The 20,025-nt window shown below is 66.8% G+C and carries 23 protein-coding genes; 6 read left to right on the top strand and 17 right to left on the bottom strand.

Translation table 11 applies throughout. From position 1 onward, the window contains the following. Positions 1-44 precede the first annotated feature (44 nt). Positions 45-1,721 (bottom strand): ribonuclease J, encoded by a 1,677-nt coding sequence (locus Q0Z66_RS04175; protein ID WP_298038117.1) that lies wholly within the window; start codon positions 1,719-1,721, stop codon positions 45-47. A gap of 69 nt (positions 1,722-1,790) precedes the next feature. After that, positions 1,791-2,768 carry a 4-hydroxy-tetrahydrodipicolinate synthase gene (gene dapA, locus Q0Z66_RS04180; RefSeq protein ID WP_298038119.1) on the bottom strand — a complete coding sequence of 326 codons (978 nt, stop codon included), beginning with the start codon at positions 2,766-2,768 and terminating at the stop codon, positions 1,791-1,793. Between the two features lie 56 nt (positions 2,769-2,824). Here dapA and Q0Z66_RS04185 point away from each other — a divergent pair, with 56 nt between their 5' ends. Beyond that, positions 2,825-3,358: an NUDIX hydrolase gene (locus Q0Z66_RS04185; protein WP_298038121.1), complete on the top strand. Its 534-nt coding sequence runs from the start codon at positions 2,825-2,827 to the stop codon at positions 3,356-3,358. Between the two features lie 30 nt (positions 3,359-3,388). Here the strand turns inward: Q0Z66_RS04185 and Q0Z66_RS04190 are convergent, their stop codons facing one another. From Q0Z66_RS04190 to Q0Z66_RS04200, 3 genes are read right to left on the bottom strand one after another with little or no spacing between them, the layout of a single operon-like run. Beyond that, on the bottom strand, positions 3,389-4,150 hold the full coding sequence (locus Q0Z66_RS04190) for an SDR family NAD(P)-dependent oxidoreductase (protein ID WP_298038123.1): 762 nt from the start codon (positions 4,148-4,150) through the stop codon (positions 3,389-3,391). Next, positions 4,150-4,626: a dihydrofolate reductase gene (locus Q0Z66_RS04195; RefSeq protein WP_298038126.1), complete on the bottom strand. Its 477-nt coding sequence runs from the start codon at positions 4,624-4,626 to the stop codon at positions 4,150-4,152. Before Q0Z66_RS04195 ends, Q0Z66_RS04190 begins: the two co-directional genes overlap by 1 nt. Further along, positions 4,623-5,432 (bottom strand): thymidylate synthase, encoded by an 810-nt coding sequence (locus Q0Z66_RS04200; RefSeq protein WP_298038129.1) that lies wholly within the window; start codon positions 5,430-5,432, stop codon positions 4,623-4,625. The genes Q0Z66_RS04195 and Q0Z66_RS04200 overlap by 4 nt, the downstream gene beginning before the upstream one ends. A gap of 67 nt (positions 5,433-5,499) precedes the next feature. Here Q0Z66_RS04200 and Q0Z66_RS04205 point away from each other — a divergent pair, with 67 nt between their 5' ends. Continuing rightward, positions 5,500-5,925, top strand: coding sequence for an OsmC family peroxiredoxin (locus Q0Z66_RS04205; RefSeq protein ID WP_298038132.1), 426 nt, complete (start codon positions 5,500-5,502; stop codon positions 5,923-5,925). A 29-nt stretch (positions 5,926-5,954) separates the two neighbouring features. Here the strand turns inward: Q0Z66_RS04205 and Q0Z66_RS04210 are convergent, their stop codons facing one another. The 6 genes from Q0Z66_RS04210 to Q0Z66_RS04235 form a co-directional block, all read right to left on the bottom strand. Further along, positions 5,955-6,398: a hypothetical protein gene (locus Q0Z66_RS04210; protein WP_298038134.1), complete on the bottom strand. Its 444-nt coding sequence runs from the start codon at positions 6,396-6,398 to the stop codon at positions 5,955-5,957. Then, positions 6,395-7,141, bottom strand: coding sequence for a 4-hydroxy-tetrahydrodipicolinate reductase (dapB, locus tag Q0Z66_RS04215; RefSeq protein ID WP_298038137.1), 747 nt, complete (start codon positions 7,139-7,141; stop codon positions 6,395-6,397). Before dapB ends, Q0Z66_RS04210 begins: the two co-directional genes overlap by 4 nt. A gap of 49 nt (positions 7,142-7,190) precedes the next feature. After that, complete coding sequence (locus tag Q0Z66_RS04220; protein WP_298038140.1) at positions 7,191-7,793, bottom strand: histidine phosphatase family protein; 603 nt, start codon at positions 7,791-7,793, stop codon at positions 7,191-7,193. A 77-nt stretch (positions 7,794-7,870) separates the two neighbouring features. Beyond that, positions 7,871-8,899, bottom strand: a complete 1,029-nt coding sequence (locus Q0Z66_RS04225) for an aldo/keto reductase (RefSeq protein WP_298038142.1) — start codon at positions 8,897-8,899, stop codon at positions 7,871-7,873. A 201-nt stretch (positions 8,900-9,100) separates the two neighbouring features. After that, a complete protein-coding gene (locus tag Q0Z66_RS04230; protein ID WP_298038145.1) occupies positions 9,101-11,377 on the bottom strand; it encodes a polyribonucleotide nucleotidyltransferase in 2,277 nt (758 codons plus the stop codon). A gap of 119 nt (positions 11,378-11,496) precedes the next feature. After that, positions 11,497-12,042, bottom strand: coding sequence for a chloramphenicol phosphotransferase (locus Q0Z66_RS04235; RefSeq protein WP_298038147.1), 546 nt, complete (start codon positions 12,040-12,042; stop codon positions 11,497-11,499). A gap of 75 nt (positions 12,043-12,117) precedes the next feature. Between Q0Z66_RS04235 and Q0Z66_RS04240 the strand changes: the two genes are divergently transcribed. Then, the gene (locus Q0Z66_RS04240; protein WP_298038150.1) at positions 12,118-12,297 is read left to right on the top strand and encodes a DUF5302 domain-containing protein; all 180 of its coding nucleotides are present in this window, start codon (positions 12,118-12,120) and stop codon (positions 12,295-12,297) included. A gap of 62 nt (positions 12,298-12,359) precedes the next feature. On the opposite strand, the gene Q0Z66_RS04245 is transcribed toward Q0Z66_RS04240, so the two are convergent. Together Q0Z66_RS04245 and Q0Z66_RS04250 are read right to left on the bottom strand one after the other, a co-directional pair. Then, complete coding sequence (locus tag Q0Z66_RS04245) at positions 12,360-13,004, bottom strand: FMN reductase (protein ID WP_298038153.1); 645 nt, start codon at positions 13,002-13,004, stop codon at positions 12,360-12,362. Between the two features lie 2 nt (positions 13,005-13,006). Beyond that, positions 13,007-14,233 (bottom strand): LLM class flavin-dependent oxidoreductase, encoded by a 1,227-nt coding sequence (locus Q0Z66_RS04250; RefSeq protein WP_298038156.1) that lies wholly within the window; start codon positions 14,231-14,233, stop codon positions 13,007-13,009. A 111-nt stretch (positions 14,234-14,344) separates the two neighbouring features. Here Q0Z66_RS04250 and Q0Z66_RS04255 point away from each other — a divergent pair, with 111 nt between their 5' ends. Continuing rightward, entirely contained in the window at positions 14,345-15,481 is a 1,137-nt protein-coding gene (locus tag Q0Z66_RS04255; protein ID WP_298038159.1) for an acyltransferase family protein, read from the top strand. A gap of 15 nt (positions 15,482-15,496) precedes the next feature. On the opposite strand, the gene Q0Z66_RS04260 is transcribed toward Q0Z66_RS04255, so the two are convergent. Then, complete coding sequence (locus Q0Z66_RS04260; RefSeq protein ID WP_298038162.1) at positions 15,497-15,940, bottom strand: hypothetical protein; 444 nt, start codon at positions 15,938-15,940, stop codon at positions 15,497-15,499. Positions 15,941-16,013: 73 nt separating this feature from the next. Between Q0Z66_RS04260 and Q0Z66_RS04265 the strand changes: the two genes are divergently transcribed. Further along, complete coding sequence (locus Q0Z66_RS04265; RefSeq protein ID WP_298038165.1) at positions 16,014-17,024, top strand: 2-oxoglutarate and iron-dependent oxygenase domain-containing protein; 1,011 nt, start codon at positions 16,014-16,016, stop codon at positions 17,022-17,024. Between the two features lie 183 nt (positions 17,025-17,207). Continuing rightward, positions 17,208-18,413 carry an oxygenase MpaB family protein gene (locus Q0Z66_RS04270; protein ID WP_298038168.1) on the top strand — a complete coding sequence of 402 codons (1,206 nt, stop codon included), beginning with the start codon at positions 17,208-17,210 and terminating at the stop codon, positions 18,411-18,413. Positions 18,414-18,467: 54 nt separating this feature from the next. Here Q0Z66_RS04270 and Q0Z66_RS04275 read toward each other — a convergent pair whose 3' ends face one another. From Q0Z66_RS04275 to rpsO, 3 genes are all read right to left on the bottom strand, one after another. Beyond that, complete coding sequence (locus Q0Z66_RS04275; RefSeq protein ID WP_298038170.1) at positions 18,468-18,785, bottom strand: transcriptional regulator; 318 nt, start codon at positions 18,783-18,785, stop codon at positions 18,468-18,470. Beyond that, positions 18,778-19,647: a hypothetical protein gene (locus Q0Z66_RS04280; protein WP_298038171.1), complete on the bottom strand. Its 870-nt coding sequence runs from the start codon at positions 19,645-19,647 to the stop codon at positions 18,778-18,780. The genes Q0Z66_RS04275 and Q0Z66_RS04280 overlap by 8 nt, the downstream gene beginning before the upstream one ends. Before the next feature lie 225 nt (positions 19,648-19,872). Then, positions 19,873-20,025 (bottom strand): 30S ribosomal protein S15 (gene rpsO, locus Q0Z66_RS04285; RefSeq protein ID WP_298038174.1); only part of this gene is annotated, 153 nt, incomplete at its 5' end.

The following is a 20,025-nucleotide window of genomic DNA, read 5'->3' on the forward strand; positions in this document are numbered from 1 at the left end:
GCCTCATCGGCTCCCTGACCGGGGTTCCGATGAGGCGATCGGCATCACGCTTCGATGACGAGCGGGACGATCATCGGACGACGGCGCAGCTTCTGGTTGACCCAGCGGCCGATCGTGCGGCGCACGACCTGCGACAGCGCATGCGTATCGCGCACGCCGTTCCCGGAGGCCTCCTTGAGGGCGGCCACGATCTTCGGCGTCACGCTGTCGAAGACGGAATCGTCCTCCGCGATGCCGCGTGCGTGGATCTCCGGCCCCGAGATGATGTTGCCGGTCGCAGCATCCACCACGACGATGATCGAGACGAAGCCCTCCTCGCCGAGGATGCGGCGATCCTTCAGATCTGCGTCGGTGATCTCGCCGACCGTCGAACCATCGACGTAGACGAAGCCGATGTCGTACTGTCCGGCGATCCGGGCCTCGCCGTCCTTGAGGTCGATCACCGTGCCGTTGGAGGCCAGGATCGTGTTCTCCTCGGGGATGCCCGTCTCCTGCGCGAGCTTCGCGTTCGCCATCAGGTGACGGTACTCGCCGTGAACCGGGAGGACGTTCTTCGGCTTGAGGATGTTGTAGCAGTAGATCAGCTCACCGGCGGCGGCGTGGCCCGACACGTGAACCCGCGCGTTCGCCTTGTGCACGACGTTGGCGCCGAGCTTGGTCAGGCCGTCGATGACGCGGTACACCGCGTTCTCATTGCCCGGGATGAGACTGGACGCGAGGATGACGGTGTCCCCCTCCCCCGGCTCGATCGCGTGATCGAGGTTCGCCATGCGGCTGAGGACGGCCATCGGCTCGCCCTGCGAACCGGTCGACATGTAGACGATCTTGTCGTCCGGGATGTCCTTGGCCTTCTTGTAGTCGATCAGCACGTTGTCGGGCACCTTGAGGTAGCCGAGATCGGCGGCGATGCCCATGTTGCGCACCATGCTGCGGCCGAGGAGCGCGACGCGGCGGCCATTGGCATGAGCCGCGTCGAGCACCTGCTGCACGCGGTGCACGTGGCTGGAGAAGCTCGCGACGATCACGCGACGGGTGGCCTTGGCGATCACCTGGTCGAGGACCGGGCCGATCGACTTCTCCGTGGGAGTGAACCCCGGGACGTCGGCGTTGGTCGAATCGACGAGGAACAGGTCGATGCCCTCTTCGCCGAGCCGGGCGAATGCCCGAAGGTCGGTGATGCGGCCGTCGAGCGGCAGCTGGTCCATCTTGAAGTCGCCGGTGGCGAGCACCATGCCCGCGGGCGTGCGGATCGCGACGGCCAGCGCATCGGGGATGGAGTGGTTGACCGCGACGAATTCGAGGTCGAACGGACCGACCTTCTCCTTCTGATCCTCCTTCACCGTCAGGGTGAAGGGCTTGATGCGGTGCTCCTTGAGTTTGGCCTCGACGAGCGCGAGCGTGAGCCCGGATCCGATCAGCGGGATATCGCTCTTCAGGCGCAGCAGGTACGGCACCGCGCCGATGTGGTCTTCATGGCCGTGCGTGAGCACGACGCCCACGATGTCGTCGAGGCGGTCCTTGATGGGCTCGAAGTCCGGCAGGATCAGATCGACGCCGGGCTGGTGGTCCTCGGGGAACAGCACGCCGCAATCGACGATGAGGATCTTCCCCTCGTATTCGAAGACCGTCATGTTGCGCCCGACCTCGCCGAGCCCTCCCAGGGGGAAGACGCGGAGCGTGCCCGCGGCGAGCGGCGCGGGGGCGGCGATGGGGGTGGTCATTGGTGTCTCCTCCGTCGGACACCGAAGGTGCCCGTTCATGGTGTGGACGCGTTCATCGCGTCCGGCGTCTCAGCGCGTCGTGCCGTGGACCTTCGGCAGCGCACCGCCGGCGGCCGCGTTGCGGTCGGGGCGGAAGTTCGAGAAATCGGCACCCGGGAGGTCGGAGACGAGAGCGAGGTCGTCCTCGATGATCGCGGCCTCCCACTCTTCGGGTCCGACCAGGGGCAGACGCACGCGGGGACTCGAGATTCGGCCCAGTCCGTGCAGGATGTACTTCGCCGATACAGTGCCGGGCACATGCGTCATCACGGCGCGGACGAGCGGCTCGAGGCGCTTATGCTCGGCGGTCGCGGTCGCGAGGTCGCCACGGTTCACGGCGTCGACGATCGTGCGGTACGGGGCGGAGGTGATGTTCGCGGTCACGCCGATCAGGCCAGTCGCGCCGATCGCCATGTGCGGCAGCGCGTTGGCGTCGTCACCCGAGAAATACATCAGATCGGTCTGGTTCAGCACCCGGCTGACTTCGCTGAAGTCTCCCTTGGCGTCCTTGACCGCGAGGATGTTGGGGTGCTTCGCGAGGCGCAGGATCGTCTCGTACTTGATCGGCACGCCCGCACGGCCCGGAATGTCGTAGAGGATGACCGGAAGGTCGGTGGAGTCCGCGACGAGTCGGAAGTGCGTGAGGATTCCGGCCTGGGTCGGCTTGTTGTAGTAGGGCGTGACGATCATGATGCCGTCGGCGCCGGCCTTCTCGCTGGCCTTGTACAGCTCGATCGCGTGCGCCGTCTCGTTCGAGCCACCGCCCGTGATGATCTTGGCGCGCCCCGCCGAGACGGACTTGCCGACCTCGACGAGCTTGAGCTTCTCGGCATCCGTGAGGGTCGAGGTCTCACCGGTCGTTCCCGTCACAACGATTCCATCTGCACCACCGGTGATGACGTCGTCCATGTGCTTCTCGACGGCGGGCCAATCGACTTCACCATCGGCCGTCATCGGAGTGACGAGCGCGACGAGGACCTGTCCGAAGGGGTTTCCCGAATGCGTCATGGTTCCCAGCGTATCGGTTCGCCGACGGCACCTCCTCCCCGGATAGGCTCACCGGCATGAGTTGGCTCACCCGTGGCACCCGCACCGTTTACGAGAACGCCTGGATATCGGTGCGGGAAGACACCGTGACGGGCCCTGCGGGCGACGGCATCTACGGTGTCGTCAGCGCCCGGCATCCGGCCGTCTTCATCATCGCGCTCGACGCGCTCGACCGCATCTGCCTGGTCACTCTGGAGCGCTACACGACGGGTCGATCGGTCGAGATCCCCGCCGGCGGGAGCGATGGCGAGGACCCTCTCGCCGCGGCGCAGCGAGAGCTGCTCGAGGAGACCGGGCTCCGTGCGGACGAATGGACCGAGCTCGGCCGGATGAACGCACTGAACGGCGTCTGCGTTGCTCCAGAGCATGTCTTCCTCGCACGCGTCCTGCACCCCGGAGACGACCACGCGCAAGCCGAGGAGGGAATCGAGGATGTGTCCTGGGTGGCCTTCGCAGATGTGCTGCGGATGATCGCCGATGGGCGGATCACGGACGGCGAGACGATCGCGGCTCTCGCCTACGCGGGCATCCATCTCGGGCGTTTCGCCTGAGCGACGCCGACCCCACAGCCTCGACCCGTGTCAGACGCGTCCTCGACGCGCCGCACCCGCGGTGATCGACGACGGGAGCACCTTCGTCAGGACCACGGCGGCCTTGTAGCGCAGCGACGGCACGGAGACGGCGCGCCCCCGCGCAGCATCCCTCAGCCCGACCCGCACGACATGCTCCGCATTCAGCCAGGCGAAGGCAGGGATGCCCTCCGCTCCCGGTGCAAGCCCCATCCGCTCGTGGAAGCTCGTGTGGGTGAACCCCGGGCACAGCGCCATCACGCTGACGCCATCTCGGGAGTATTCCGCATTCGCCCATCGACTGAAGCCGATCAGCCACTGCTTGCAGGCCGAATACGTCGAGCGCGAGATGAAACCGGCGACGGATGCCACGTTGATGATGCGTCCGCCCCGGCCCCGCATGGCCCGCAGGGCCGCGTGCATGAGGCGCATGGGTGCTTCGACGTGGATGCGCAGGTGGCGCACCTCCTCGTCGATGTCGTTGTCCGCGAAGTGCAGGGGCAGGCCGAAACCGGCATTGTTCACGAGAAGATCGATCGGATGCTGCTCCTGGGCGATCCGGTCGGCAACCGCCATGATGTCCTCAGCGACCGACAGATCCGCGGGAAGCACCTCGATGAGCACGCCGTGCCGGTCGCGGAGCTCCTCCGCGAGGGCTTCGAGCGCGCTAAGCGTGCGGGCGACGAGTACGAGGTCGGCGCCGCGGGAGGCGAGCTGCCGGGCGAACTCGGCGCCGAGTCCGGCGCTGGCGCCGGTGATCATCGCGGTCGGCATCAGCGCTCGTATCCGAGGAAGCGGTAGCGGATTCCCGTGCGGGACATCTGCCACTGGCCCTCATCGGCCAACCGCCAGCCGGCGCGGTCGGGGGCATGGGCATCGCCCTCGACCGCGAGGTCGAGCTCCGTGACCTCGAGACGGTCGGCCTCTCCGATCATCTGGCGGAAGATCTCGGCGCCGCCGATGATCCAGACGCGGTCCAGCCCTCGCACCGCCGCCGGAAGATCCGCCGCACGGCGTGCGCCCTCGGCCGTCCAATCCTGCTGACGGGTGATCACGATGTTCTCGCGCCCGGGAAGCGGCCGGAACCGCTCCGGGAGCGCGTCCCAGGTCTTGCGCCCCATGACCACGGGGCTCCCCATCGTCACGTCCTTGAAGTGCGCGAGGTCCTCGGGAACATGCCACGGCATCCCGCCCTCGGCTCCGATGACGCCCCCCGCGGCCTCTGCCCAGATCAGACCGACCCGGGTCATACCGCCACCGCCGCACGGATGGCCGGGTGGTGCTGGTAGTCGTCGATGATGAAGTCGTCGTAGGAGTAGTCGAGGATCGACTCGGGCGTTCGGGTGAAGCGCAGGGTCGGGTAGGGGTACGCCTCGCGGCTGAGCTGCTCGCGCACCTGATCGACGTGGTTGTCGTAGATGTGCACGTCTCCCCCGGTCCACACGAAGTCGCCGGGTTCGAGGCCTGTCTGCTGGGCGATCATCATCGTCAGCAGCGCATAGCTGGCGATGTTGAACGGAACGCCGAGGAACATGTCGGCGCTGCGCTGATACAGCTGGCAGGAGAGCTTGCCGTCGGCCACGTAGAACTGGAAGAGCGCGTGGCAGGGCGCCAGCGCCATGTCGGGGATGTCGGCCGGGTTCCATGCCGAGACGATGATGCGGCGGGAGTCCGGCGTCTGCCGGATCTGCTCGATCACCTGCGCGAGCTGGTCGATGCTGCCGCCGTCGGGCGTCGGCCACGAGCGCCACTGCACGCCGTAGACCGGGCCGAGGTCGCCGTCGGCATCGGCCCACTCGTCCCAGATCGAGACCCCGTGCTCCTGCAGCCAGCGCACGTTCGAGTCGCCTCGGAGAAACCAGAGCAGCTCGTACGCGATCGACTTGAAGTGCACTCGCTTGGTGGTGATGAGCGGGAAGCCCTGGGCGAGGTCGAAGCGGATCTGCCGCCCGAACACGCTCGTCGTGCCCGTTCCGGTGCGGTCGTCCTTGTGTGCACCGTGCTCCAGCACGTCGCGGAGGAGGTCTTCGTACGGGGTGGGGACGGCGGCGCTCATGCCTCTCACGATACCCGCGCCGCCGCGGCTAGGCTGGCGAGACATCCCGCCGACCTCTGGAGGAACCATGGCCATCACCAGCGAAGCAACCACCGCATGGAAGGGATCCCTCTTGGAGGGATCCGGAACCGTCGAGTTCACCTCCTCGCAGATCGGAACGTTCCCGATCGACTGGAAGGCCCGCAGCGAGGGCTCCGACAGCACGACGACTCCGGAAGAGCTGATCGCCGCCGCCCACGCCTCGTGCTTCAGCATGGCGCTCTCGCACGCGTTGAGCGATAACGGCACCCCGCCGGAGAGCGTGCGCACGTCCGCCTCCGTGACCTTCGTCCCCGGCACCGGCATCACCGGCAGCCACCTGAACGTTCAGGCCTCCGTCCCGGACCTGTCGGCCGAACAGTTCCAGCAGATCGCCGACAGCGCGAAGACCGGTTGCCCGGTCTCCCAGGCCCTCGCCGGGATCGAGATCACCCTCGAGGCCTCACTCGCCTGATTCCGCTGCTCGCCGGGCAGAGGGCCTGATCAGGCCTTCTGCTTGGCGAGACGGATCGCTTCCCGGATGCTCGCCCGTGCGTCCTTGCGCCGGCCCGCGGCATCCTGGACGACACCGAGGCGGTACCGCCCGCGCCAGTCGTCTCCGCCCGCTTCGGCCTCGTTCCGATAGCGGTCGATGAGAGCGTCGGCATCCGACTTCGCGATGCGCCCGCTCGGCGTGAGCTCGGTCTCGGCGACGGGCATGCCCCCTTCGGCATCCAGACGGGTTCCGAGCTTCTGCGCCTGCACACCGAATTGGATCTCGCGAAAGAGCGCCCACGCGCCGATCGGCGGCAGGACCATCAGGGCGAGTCCCATCGCGACGCCGACGGGCTCACCGCTGAGGATGAACAGTATGGCCTTCTGACCCATGAGGATGAAGTAGAGGACCAGGGTCGCACCGATCAGGCCGACCCCGATGCGCGTCATCATGCGCGCGCCTGGATGCCGATGTCGATCATGTTCTCGAGCCCCACGACCACTCCGCGCGCCTCGACCGCGAACGGCACGGCGAGTCGGATGCCGGGGGCATACGCCTGAGCGGGGTCCACGGTGTCGTGCGTGATGGTGAGCGACTCTCCCGGGCCGGAGAGCACAGCATCCTGACGGGCGATGACACCCGGCCGGCGCAGCGAGTGCACCGGCACCCCCGCCACCTCCTGCCCGCGAGCCCGCTGGTCGATGTACGGGGCACTGACCGGGCCGACCTCGGAGCGGGAGGCGGAGATGAGCTCCGCAGTGCGAACCGCCGTTCCGCTGGGCGAGTCGATCTTCGTATCGCGGTGGGCCTCGATGATCTCGGCCGAGGGGAAGAACGGTGCCGCCGCGGCGGCCAGTGCGGAGCCGAGGACCGAACCGAGCGAGAAGTTGGGAATGAAGACCGCGCCGGTGCCGGCGGCCTCGACGAGCGGACGCACGAGCGCGATCCGTTCCGACGACCAACCGGATGTTCCGACGAGCACGTTGATCCCGCGCTCGGCCGACGCACGGACGACCTCCACGCTCACCTGGGGCGTCGACGCGTCGACGACGAGGTCGGCTCCGTCGATCTCCGACAGATCGCTCGACGAGGTCAGCACACGCACGATCTCGAAGCCTTCCAGATCATCGATCACCTGCCGGATGATCGAGCCGAGTTTGCCGGTACCGCCGACGAGGGCAACCTTCTTGGTCATGCGCCCAGTCTATTCCGCGCGCAGCATGGCCCCGGCCAGGCTCGCAGGTTCAAACGGGCATCGGCTCCGGCAGGCCGGTCCGCAGCTCGACCGGCAGATGGCCGAGCTCATTGTGGTTGACCAGCGACCACGGGCGGCCCTGCTTCTGAGCGATCACCGTCAGACCGCAGTGCGCCTGGTTCAGAGTCATCCAACGCCAGTCGGGCGCGCCCAGCACCTCCCGGACGAACCAGGAGATGACGAAGTTGTGCGTGATGAGCACCTCGTGCACATCGCCCTGCTTGCGCACGAGGAATTCGTTCACCGCATCCGCCATCTGGGCGCTGCCCGCCTCGACCTCGGCCTCGGTGACCGACCCGAAGAACGGTTCGTACGCCGCGGGGGTGTCCTCGGTCATACCGCTGGGCACGCAGTCGAAGAGCAGCGCCGACGGCTGCGGATCCACGGAGGGAAGACGCTCCGCGATTGCGCGCGCCGTCTCGGTTGCCCTCAGCAACGGCGAGTGCCAGACCGCATCGAGCGGAAGCCCGGAAAGGCGATCGGCGATCAGTTCCGCCTGCCGTTGCCCTCGAGGGGAAAGGGGGCCGTCATCGATGCCGTGCTCGGCATCTTGGTGTTCACCGTGTCTGACCAGATATATATAGTGCGTCACAACCCGCTCGCTTCATCGCCGGCCCCACCGGGGCATATCCAGCCTACCCGGGGATCGGCGCTGCGGTGCGGACGGATTCAATCTCCTGCACGCGTGAGCTCCCCCAGCTGTGCCCGCGAGAGCGCGATTCCGGCTCCCTGCATGAGCTCATCGACGTGCTGGGCGGCGAAGGCGTTGACGATCGGCGCCACGATCGTGCGCTGCGCGAGCAGCCAGGCGATCGAGACCGCCGCGACCGGCGCCTCCAGCTCGCCGGCGACGCTGTCGAGCGCGCGGAGGATTCGAATGCCGCGGCGGTTCAGATGCCCGCGCAGCTGCTCGCCGCGCACGCCGCGGGACATCAGCGCCTTGCTTCGGTGCCGCCCGGAGAGGAAGCCGTGCTCAAGCGCGTGCGATGGCGTCACGGCGAGGTTCTGCGCCGCGGCGACAAGCCTCAGGTCTCCTTCAAAGGACTGTCGGCGGATGAGGTTGTAGGGCTCATCCAGAACCTCGATGCGCGGATACCCCGCCGAGGCGAGGATACGCGCCTCCACCAGACGCTCCGGCGTGAACCGGAAAGCCCCGATCGCGGAGATCTTACCCGCATCGCGCAGCCACTCGGTCGTGGCGAGCGTGTCTTCGAGGTTGGTCGTCTGATCGAGGGAGGCATCGAGGTGGAGCACATCGATGCGCTCGATGCCGAGGCGGGTGAGCGAACCCTCGACGGCACGCACGAGGTTCACCGAGCCGAGGCCCGGATTGTCCGCGTGCGCGCCGACCCGAACGCTGAGCGTCATTCGATCACGGCGACCGCGTGAGCGCAGCCACTCGCCGATGATGTGCTCGCTGCGACCGCCGGAGAAGCCGTCGGCGGTGTGGATCGCGTTGCCGCCGAACTCGACGTAGCGGTCGAGGATGCCGTGGCTCGTCTCGAGGTCGACGTTCCAGCCGAACTCCGCCGCGCCGAGCATCAGCGGGAATGTTGCGAAGCCCGTCTCACCCAGCGAGACGCGGACGGCCTCGCCGATTCCGGGGCCGACCACGGGAATCGGTGCGGACGGATGCGAAACGGCCTGTGCCGGCGCGTCGATGCCCGCCTCAGCAGTGCTGCCGCCGAACAATCTCATTCATCCACCCCCGTGCGTTTTGCTGTGCACCTGTGAACCACAACCCCCCGGTGCGTACTTCGAGAGTAGGTCACTCCGGTGAGCGGACCCGCCATTACGGAGAACAGCCGCGGAACTTTCCATAACGATTGAGCAACAACAGAAAAGAGAACGGCCCGGGTCCCGCTCCGAAGAAGCGGGGCCCGGGCCGTGATCGTTGGATTACGCCTCGGCGGTCTCCGCCTCGACCGATGCATCCGCTGCCGGAGCCTCGTCGATGACGGGCTCGAGCGACAGCTTGCCGCGATCATCGATCTTCGTGATCTTCACGAGGATCTTCTGGCCGACCGAGAGCACGTCCTCGACGTTCTCGACGCGCTTGCCACCGGCGAGCTTGCGCACCTCGGTGACGTGCAGCAGGCCGTCCTTACCGGGCAGCAGCGAGATGAAGGCGCCGAACGAGGCGATCTTCACGACGGTGCCGAGGAACTGCTCGCCGACCTCCGGGTTGGTGGGGTTGGCGATCGCGTTGACCTGCGCACGAGCGGCCTCGGCCGACGGACCGTCGACGGCTCCGATGTAGACGGTGCCGTCCTCCTCGATGGAGATCTGCGCGCCGGTCTCGTCCTGGATCGCGTTGATCGTCTTGCCCTTCGGGCCGATCAGCTCACCGATCTTGTCGACCGGGATCTGCACGCTGATGACGCGCGGTGCGGTCGGCGCCATCTCGTCGGGAGCATCGATCGCGGCGTTCAGAACGTTCAGGATCGTCAGACGGGCGTCCTTCGCCTGAGTCAGGGCGCCGTTGAGGACATCCGTGGGGATGCCGTCGAGCTTGGTGTCGAGCTGGATCGCCGTGATGAAGTCACTCGTGCCCGCGACCTTGAAGTCCATGTCGCCCAGGGCGTCTTCGGCTCCGAGGATGTCGGTCAGCGCCGCGTAGCGGGTCTCGCCGTCGACCTCGTCCGAGACCAGGCCCATGGCGATACCGGCGACGGCTGCGCGCAGCGGCACACCGGCGTTCAGCAGCGACAGGGTCGATGCGCAGACGGATCCCATCGACGTCGAGCCGTTGGAGCTCAGCGCCTCGGAGACCTGACGGATCGCGTAGGGGAACTCCTCGCGGCTGGGCAGCACCGGGACGAGGGCGCGCTCGGCGAGGAAGCCGTGCCCGATCTCGCGACGCTTCGGCGAGCCGACGCGACCGGTCTCACCGGTCGAGTAGGGCGGGAAGTTGTAGTGGTGCATGTAGCGCTTGCTCGTCGTGGGCGACAGCGAGTCGATCTGCTGCTCCATCTTGAGCATGTTCAGCGTGGTGACGCCCATGATCTGGGTCTCGCCGCGCTGGAAGACCGCGGAGCCGTGCACACGCGGGATGACCTGGACCTCGGCGTCGAGCGGACGGATGTCTGCCAGACCGCGGCCATCCATGCGGACGCCCTCGGAGAGGATGCGACCGCGCACGATGCCCTTGGTGACGGACTTGTACGCGCCGGAGACCTCGCCCAGAGCCGATGCGGGCAGCGTGCCCGCATCGACGGCTGCGGCGACCTCGGCCTTGACGCGGTCCTTGACCTCGTCATCGGCGTTCTGGCGCTCGACCTTGTCGGCGATCAGGTAGACCTTCTCGAGGTCCGCCGTCGCGGTCGCCGCGATGAAGTCGTAGGTGGCCTGCTCGTATGCGGGGAAGACGGGGTAGACGCCCGGCTCCTTCGACGCGTGCGAAGCCATCTCGGCCTGGGCCTCGACGAGCTGCTTGAGGAACGGCTTGGCGGCTTCGAGACCCGCTGCGACGACCTCTTCGCTCGGCTTGACCGCGCCGCCCTTGATGAGGTTCCAGCTGTTCTCGGTGGCCTCGGCCTCAACCATCATGATGGCGACGTCTTCCGTGCCATCGGCCTTGGTGACGACCCGCCCGGCGACCATCAGGTCGAAGACGGCCTCGGAGACCTGAGCCTCGTTGGGGAACGCGACCCACTGGTCGGCGTGCTCGCCCTGGCCGGGGATGAGCGCGAGGCGCACACCCGCGATGGGGCCCGAGAACGGCAGACCGGAGATCTGGGTCGACGCGGAGGCCGCGTTGATCGCCAGAGCGTCGTAGTACTCGCCCGGGGCGATCGAGAGGACCGTGATGACGATCTGGACCTCGTTGCGCAGGCCGTCGACGAACGACGGGCGCAGCGGGCGGTCGATCAGACGGCAGACGAGGATCGCCTCGGTCGAGGGGCGACCCTCGCGACGGAAGAACGAACCGGGGATCTTGCCCGCGGCGTAGGAGCGCTCTTCGACGTCGACGGTCAGCGGGAAGAAGTCAAAGCCTTCGCGCGGGTGCTTGCCGGCGCTGGTTGCGGAGAGAATCATCGTCTCTCCGTCGAGGTAAGCCGCAACCGAACCCTGGGCCTGCTGAGCGAGGCGACCGGTTTCGAAGCGGACAGTGCGAGTGCCGAAGCGGCCGTTATCGAGAACGGCCTCGGCAGCAGTGATTTCAGGACCTTCCAAGAGGTCTCTCCTTCTTTGTTTAGACTCGTCCATCCGTGTGACGGGCGAGGGTGTTCACCCCTTCAGCTTATCAGCGGGTTCCAAGATTCCGGCGAACGATCCGGTCGGATTCGGATGGATCAGAACACACCGAGCGCATCGAGAATCGCATCGACGCTTTCCTGCGGTTCCTGCGCCCCGTCGACCACGACGTCATAGGCGATGCCCGCGTGCACCCGTTCGGCCTGGTCCCGCGCCATGCCGACGATCCGATCGGGACGCTTGCGCTCGCGCTCCTCCGCGACCTCCGGATCGCAGCGCACACCCGCCCAGAACGATTCGGTCTCGCCGAAGAGCCTGCGCAGTCGCTCCTGTCCCGCTGCGCCGTCGAGGAGCACCTCGTCGAGGATCAACGGCTGACCCGATGCGGCGAGCACCGTCAGCATCCGATACCAGCCGTCTTCTCGGTCGTGGTAACGAGAATCCACGGTGACGACCCCGTCCGCACCGAAGTGCAGCCCGACGTCGTCTCGCACGGCCCAGTCGGGCAGCGCGTCGAGGAACGTGTCGACCCCGAGAAGCAGGCGCACATCCGGGAGGTCCTTCTGCAACAGACGCGCGATGGTGGTGCCTCCGGCACTGGATGCGGAGTTCACGACGATGATCGGTGGCAGTTCTTTCGGCACGGCTCGAGCCTAGTCTGCGAAGCGCCGCGAGGGTCCAGGCCCCGGGCGGGGAGGGCATGGCCTAGGCTGACGAGCATGAGCACGGAAGATGGCGCATCCTCACCCTCTGAGGATATGAAGCGCAAGTTCAAGGAAGCGCTCGCGAAGAAGAACGCGCACCACCGCAATGGAGAATCCCACCTGGACGGCGATTCCGCCGTCCACGCGGCGAACGCTCCCCAGACGCGGCGCGAGTTCCGACGCAAGAGCGGTTGACCGCACGGATGCGGGAGCCGCTTCGCGGCTCCCGCATCCTCATTTCCGCACGGTCTGGGGAATCACTCGCCGGCGAGACCGCCGAGCAGGTGACCGAACGACCGCCCCTCGCCGAGGTAGTTCGCCGGATCGAACGGATCCGCGTTCGTGGCGGCATCCCTGCTCGCAATCGCATCCGCGAGCTCTCGGGCCCCCTTCTCCACACGCTTGCCCAGCGGCGCCACGTCGTCTCCGGTTCCGCCCCAGTCGCCCGACGCGGCGAACACCCCGGTGGACACGGGCACGGCGTGCAGGTAGGCGAACAGGGGACGAATCGCATAGTCGATCGCCAGCGAGTGGCGCGGCGTTCCGGCATTCGCGCCGAGGAGAACCGGCTTACCGGTGATCCCCTCGCGATCGAGCACGTCGATGAACGACTTGAACAGACCGCTGTAGCTGGTCGAGAAGATCGGGGTGACGGCGATCAGCGCGTCCGCGGAGTACACCGTGTTCAGCGCGGTCTCCAAAGCCTGCGGAGCGAAGCCGGTGAGCAGATTGTTCGTGATGTCGTGCGCGAGGTCGCGCAGTTCGATGACGTCGATCTCCGCATCGATCTCGCGCGCAGCGAGCTGCGCGACAGTGGCTGCCGCGAGCTTGTCGGCGAGCATGCGGGTCGATGAGGGGTTGGAGAGTCCGGCCGAGATGACCGCGATGCGACGAGCGCCCATGATCAGGCCCCCTTCCCGGTGAGTCCGAAGGCCGCGCCGGCGGGCACCGGGGTGTCCTGGTAGGGCGAGCCCGCGGTCAGGTTGTCACCGCGGTTCTCGCCGGGAACGGCCTGACGCGACGGCCCATCGCCGTAGACCGCCTTCACCCGTGCCGCGTGGGTCGTGGCATCCGGGGCCTGTGGCGAACGGTTCTTCATGAGCTCCCGGCGCAGCACCGGAACGACCTCGCCGCCGAGGATGTCGAGCTGCTCGAGGACGACCTTCAGCGGGAGGCCGGCGTGGTCGATGAGGAACAGCTGACGCTGGAAGTCGCCGAACGTGTCGCGCATCGCGGCGTAGCGGTCGATGACCTGCTGCGGCGAGCCGACCGTCAGCGGTGTCATCTCCGTGAAGTCCTCCATGCTCGGACCGTGCCCGTAGACGGGCGCGTTGTCGAAGTACGGACGGAACTCGTTGACGGCGTCCTGAGACTTCGCCCGCATGAACACCTGGCCGCCGATGCCGACGATGGCCTGCTCAGGGGTGCCGTGGCCGTAGTGCGCGTAGCGCTGGCGGTACAGCTCGATGAGGCGCTGGTAGTGCTCCTTCGGCCAGAAGATGTTGTTGGCGAAGAACCCGTCGCCGTAGTAGGCGGCCTGCTCGGCGATCTCGGGGGTGCGGATGGATCCGTGCCATACGAACGGCGCCACACCGTCGAGGGGGCGGGGCGTGGAGGTGAATCCCTGCAGCGGCGTGCGGAACTTGCCCTCCCAATCGACGACGTCCTCATCCCAGAGCTTGCGCAGCAGGGCGTAGTTCTCGATCGCCAGGGGCAGTCCCTGGCGGATGTCCTTGCCGAACCACGGGTAGACGGGGCCGGTGTTGCCGCGCCCGAGCATGAGGTCGGTGCGACCGTCGGAGATGTGCTGGAGCATCGCGAAGTCCTCGGCGATCTTCACCGGGTCGTTCGTCGTGATGAGGGTGGTGGAGGTCGAGAGGATGAGGCGCTCGGTCTGCGCGGCGATCGCCGCGAGCGTCGTCGTCGGAGAGGACGACCAGAACGGCGGGTTGTGGTGCTCCCCCACGGCGTAGACGTCGAGGCCGACCTCCTCGGCGTGCTTCGCGATCGTGATCGCGTCCTTGATCTTCTGCCCCTCGCTCGGGGTCTCGCCGGTCACCGGGTTGCGGGTGACGTCGCTGACGGTGAAGAGTCCGAACTGGATGCCGGAGGTCTGTGCCTGTTCGCTCATGATGTGTTTCCGTTCCTCGAGCGGGCGCCACAGCATCCGCTTTCATTCAGTTGAATATAACTTGTCCAACATCACCCGGGCAATTTTATTCCCGACAGGTAGCCTCGAGTGATGAGCAGTGCCCCGCAGGTCCCCGCAGGCCCGATCACTGGCAGCATCGAGCGCCCGCGGAGGCGGGTCCCGTTCTGGGACAACGCGCGCTACGCGTGCATCGTCCTCGTGGTTCTCGGTCATGCGATTCAACGCCTGACGTACGACTCCGACATCGCGATGGCCCTGTATCTGTCGTTCTACGCCTTCCACATGCCGGCCTTCGCGATCATCGCCGGCCACTTCTCGAAGTCAGCGCCCCCGACGAAGAAGCAGATGGCGCGCGTCATCACCGACATCCTGCTGCCGTACGTCATCTTCGAGATGCTGTGGACCCTGACGAAATGGGCCGTCGAGGGCCAGGCGAATCCCAACCTCACCCAGCCGTCCTGGACCCTGTGGTTCCTCCTCGCCCTCGGGATCTTCCGCCTCGTACTCCCCTACCTCGCGCTCCTGCGCTGGCCCCTCGCCTGGGCACTGCTCATCTCTCTGGCCGTGGGCTATCTGCCCAACGTCGACAGCACGTTCTCCCTCTCGCGCACGCTCGGCTTCCTGCCCTTCTTCGTGCTCGGTTGGTGGCTGCGCGAGCACGACATCGTCGCCCGTTTCGGCCTCATCGATTTCCGCCCCTGGTGGCTGCGCACCGTGGCCGTCGCGATCCTCGCCGTCGACGCCTTCGTCGCCTGGAACTGGGTCGGCCTCTGGGACAGCGTCGACCTGAGCCGCTGGTTCTTCTACGTCGACACCTACGCAGACCTCGGCGCCGAAGAATGGTGGGCCGGTGGCATCCGACTGCTGCTGATCATGATCGGCCTGCTCCTGAGCGCCTGCTTCTTCGCCCTGATCCCGCGCGGAACCCACGGATGGACAAGATTCGGCCAGTACACGATGTACGTGTATCTGCTGCACTCGTTCGTGCTCTACCCGTTCCGCGAGTCCGGAATTCTGCGCAACGCCGAACCGACATGGCTCTGGCTGCCCATGGTCATCGTCCTGTCGGTGGCGCTCTCGGTCCTGCTCGCGACGTCCCCCGTGCGGTGGTTGTTCCGCCCGCTCATCGAGCCGCGGGCGAAGTGGCTGTTCTCGGACGGCCGCCTCTCGGCCGATGCTTCCCGCCGGGACGACCCGACCGGATCACGCAGGCCCCGCCAGGGCTGATCTCCATCGCGGCGCTCACTCGATGCGCAGGCGCTTCGCCCCGAGCACGATGTACCAGACCAGCAGCGCGAGCAGCAGTAGCTCGATGCCGATGTATCCGTAGTGCAACCAGGACTCCCCCGGGTCGCCACCGGCGATGACGATGTCGCTGCGCGCCGCGAGCGCAGGTCGCACGACGAACGACTCGACGACCATGAGCACCCACATCGCGCCGATGAGGAGCCAGCCGCCGCGCGTCTCGCGCGGGCGGGCCTGGGCGATGAGCGTGAGGACGACAAGAATGCCCCACCCCGCCGCCGCGAGAGCGACGAACACGAGACGTCCGATGCCCAGACCGAGCTCCGTGGTGATCCCCGGAGCCTGGAACTTCATGGGCGTCTCCATGAAAGCCAGCCCCACGACGAGGCCGATCCAGACGGCGGGCAGCACGAGACGGAGGCAGATCCAGATCCGAGGCATGCTGTCAGGATATCTTCTGGCATGACTCGTAACACAGGCCCCGCCGACGCCCGTTTCGATTTAGCCTCGGGGCATGGCTGATCTGAACCTCCCCATCCTCGACCTGTCCGAACTGGACCGCGGACCCGAGGCCGCAGCGCGATTCCGCGACGATCTGCGCAACGCGACCCACGAGGTCGGATTCTTCTACCTCACCGGAACCGGCGTGCCGACGGAGCTGCTCCGCCGCCTCCAGAAGGCCTCGCGCGATTTCTTCGCACTCCCGGAGGCTGACAAGCTCGCGATCGAGAACACGCGCAGCCCGCACTTCCGCGGGTACACGCGAATCGGTGGGGAGCTCACCGCCGGCAAGGTGGACTGGCGCGAGCAGATCGACATCGGCCCCGAGGCGGATGCTGTCGAGGGCGGCCCCGACTACAACCGTCTGATCGGTCCGAACCTGTGGCCGGCTGCACAGCCCGAGCTGCGCGGGGTCGTCGAGGAATGGCACGCCCGCCTCACGGAGGTCTCGCACACGCTGCTGCGCAGCTGGGCCCTCGCCCTCGGCGCAGAGGAGAACCACTTCGAGGCGGCATTCGCCGACCCGGCCACACTCATCAAGATCGTGCGATACCCCGGCACCGATGCCCCCGATCCCCAGCAGGGCGTCGGCGAGCACCGCGACTCCGGCGTGCTGACTCTGCTGTGGGTCGAGCCGGGCAAGGGCGGTTTGCAGGTCATGCGCGATGGCGCCTGGGTCGACGCACCTCCTGTCGACGACATGTTCATCGTGAACATCGGCGAGATGCTGCAGTTCGCCAGCGGCGGCCACCTCACGGCGACCAACCACCGTGTGATCTCCCCCGTGGCGCCGGACGACCGCATTTCCGTGCCGTTCTTCTTCAACCCGAGCCTCGATTCGGTGATGCCCGTGATCGATCTCCCCGAGGAGCTCCGCGACGGCGAGGGCGACACGACATCGGCCGGCGCCTACACGATCGCCGGGCTCTACGGCGAGAACGCCCTGCGCTACCGCCTGCGCGCCCACCCGAATGTCGCGGAGGCCCACCACGCGGACCTGCTCGCCGCATCCGCCTCCGAGTGATGGGCGATTAGCTTCCTCCCCGGAGACAACGGCCACAACCTCCCGATCAGCGGGGGTTGTGGCCGTTGCACTTTGACCATATGTTAACGAGCAATCACATCGGCCCGCAGCGTTCCCACGCGGATCGCAGTATCAATGATGATGTCCGCGGTCGGTCCGACGATCTCGGAAAAAGGTGTCCTCATGCCAGAAATGAACCGCCGCACCGTGCTCACGCTGGGAGCCGCTCTCGGCCTCAGCGGAGTCCTCGCCCCGACCGCCGCCTGGTCGTGGTCCCCATCCCGCTCCATCCTCGGTTCCGGTGACGGCGCCGATCCGTCCTGGGGCTGGGACGACGATCTCGACCGCATCATGGCCGACGTCCTCATCAACGGACAGACCGGCGCCATCAACACCGCGATGGCGGCGTGGGTGAACAACAACGACCCGATCCCCGCGTCCTTCCCCGCAGAGCTGTCCGCGTTCCTCCAGCAGACGACGCAGCTGCCGCCCTGGGCCGATCGCACGAAGCTTCGCCTGGCGGCCGACTTCAATCGGCGCAGCGACCTGTACCTGTTCATGATCTACGGCATCGGCGGCGGCATCATGAGCACGTTCATCCCGCGCGAAGCCAAGTCGGTCTATTGGTCGAAGGGCGGCGCCGACATGCAGGATCGGGCCGCGAAGACATTCACCTTCGGATACGACCTGACCGACATCAACGCCTACGAGCCCGGCGGACAGATGATCGTGACCGGCAACAAGACCCGCATGGTGCACTCGGCCGTGCGGCATCTGCTCCCCCGGTCCCCGCATTGGAAGGCCGTCGCCGATGAGACGATCCCGATCAGCAACATGGACATCCTCGTCACCTTCCACAGCACCGGCACCTTCGCGCACAAGAAGATGAAGGAATGGGGCATCAGGATGACCCCCGCCGAGGAGGAGGCGTTCCTGCACCATTGGCAGGTCGCCCTGCACCTGCTCGGCGTGCAGGATCAGTACATCCCGGCGACGTGGGCCGATGCACATGCCCAATCCGACCAGGCGCTCACGCCGATCCTCTCGCCGACCATGGAGGGGAAGACTCTCGCCGAGGTTCTCCTCGGGCTCACGGCTCAGATCGACCGCGGCGTGACTCGCGGATTCCTCAACGAGTTCGCGCGCTATCAGCTCGGACACGACGTGGGCGATTGGCTGGGATTGAAGCGCGACTACATCTCTGCGGCGACGATCAAGAATGGCTGGCCCGCGTACATCAAGTTCCGCGAGGGCGTGCTGCCGATCGCGCCAGTATCGACGACGCTGTTCGACAAGCTCATCAAGGGCATCGCCATGGCTTTCCTCAACAAGGGCGAGTCCGGGAAGACCACCCCGATCACGATCCCGGACGGAAACCGCCCGAGCTGATATCTCCCCCGAAACCGATCGCCGGGTGCGCTGGGGCACCCGGCGATCGCCGTTTCAGAACGAGGGCCTGCCGCCGAACTCGACGATCTCCTGCAGTGCGGCGAGGTGCGCGGTGAATGCGCGAGCGCCTTTCACCGTCGCCCGCACCCAGGTGCGCGGCCGACTGCCGACCTCCCCACGGCGCGAGACGATGTACCCGGCGGCACTCAGATGCGAGATGGACTTGCTGAGCGCGGAGTCTCCGACCTGGAGGATTCCGGCCAGGGTCGCGAAATCGAGGATGTCGCCGTCGAGGAGCGCGGCCATGAGCGAGAACCGGATGGGACTGGCGAAGTTGTCATCCAGTCGCAGACGCGGATGCTGTTCAGTCATCGAGTCCGCTCCGGAAGGATGCCGCGATGAATGCGGCGAGGATGCCCACTGCCACGATGGCCACGGCCACCGCGTGCTCGGCCATCGCTTCCGGCACGACCAGCGCGGCGGTCAGCAGCACAGCACTGGCAGCGAATGTCGCCCACTGCGCTCCGGCCCACACGGCGCCGAGCGCCGGCATGCGGGATGAGATGCGACCGATGCACCACAGCGCGAGATAGCCGATCATGAACACCAGTGCTCCCGTGGAGATCAGAGAGAGATCACCCTGGGCCCACAGCACGAACAGGATCATTCCGGACATGGCGGCACCGACCGCCATGGTCGCGATGCGTTCGTTCCACGTGAGCGCGCGTCGTCGCACCGGATCCGCGATGCGCGGCGAGCGGATCAGAGCGCGCACCGCGGGTGCTCCGAACGCGATCAGCGCCAACAGCCCCGGCAGGAACCGCAGCACCATGGGCACCGGCTCGAGCAGCACCGCGATATAGACGACGATGAGGACGATCGAGACGAGGACGACCGCGACGATGCTCCATGGCCTGCGGCGGGAGATGGTGACCCCGGGTGCCGCGGTGGCTCCGATGCTCTCGCGTCGTTCGGCACTGAGCTGAAGCCAGAGGAGGAAGATGCCCAGGCAGACGATGAAGCGCGAATCGGTGACCGTAGTGAAGGCGCCGACCGTGAGGTAAACCGCGATCACCACGGCCTCGATCACGGCGAAACGGGCGATACGGCGACGATCGAGCAGATTCTCCCGCCGCATCTGGACGGCTTCGTACTCGGCGATGTACGCGTGCGCAGCCTCCGCGCTCGGAGCGGCGAAGGGCTCAGCACCCTCCATCGGTTTCTGGTCCATCACGGCCCGCTTCCTCTGCGCCAATAAGTTTCCTGATGGAAAGCTATCAAGATTTCCAACAAGAAAGCAAAAGGTCACGCGGGAGATCGCGTTCTCGATACGACTGCTGCACCACGCGACGCATTCCTGACGAGGAACCGTCGCGGACAGCATCCGGGAACAACGAAGGCCGCCCCACACCTGGGGCGGCCTTCTCAAGAATGTTCTGCGCGATTGAACGCTGATCGCTTAGCGGCGCAGTCCAAGCTTCTCGATGAGCGCACGGTAACGTGCGATATCGACATCCTGGAGGTAGCCGAGCAGTCGACGGCGCTGACCGACGAGCAGGAACAGGCCACGACGCGAGTGGTGGTCGTGCTTGTGCTCCTTGAGGTGCTCAGT

The sequence above is a fragment of the uncultured Microbacterium sp. genome (assembly GCF_947632095.1).
GTDB lineage: Bacteria > Actinomycetota > Actinomycetes > Actinomycetales > Microbacteriaceae > Microbacterium.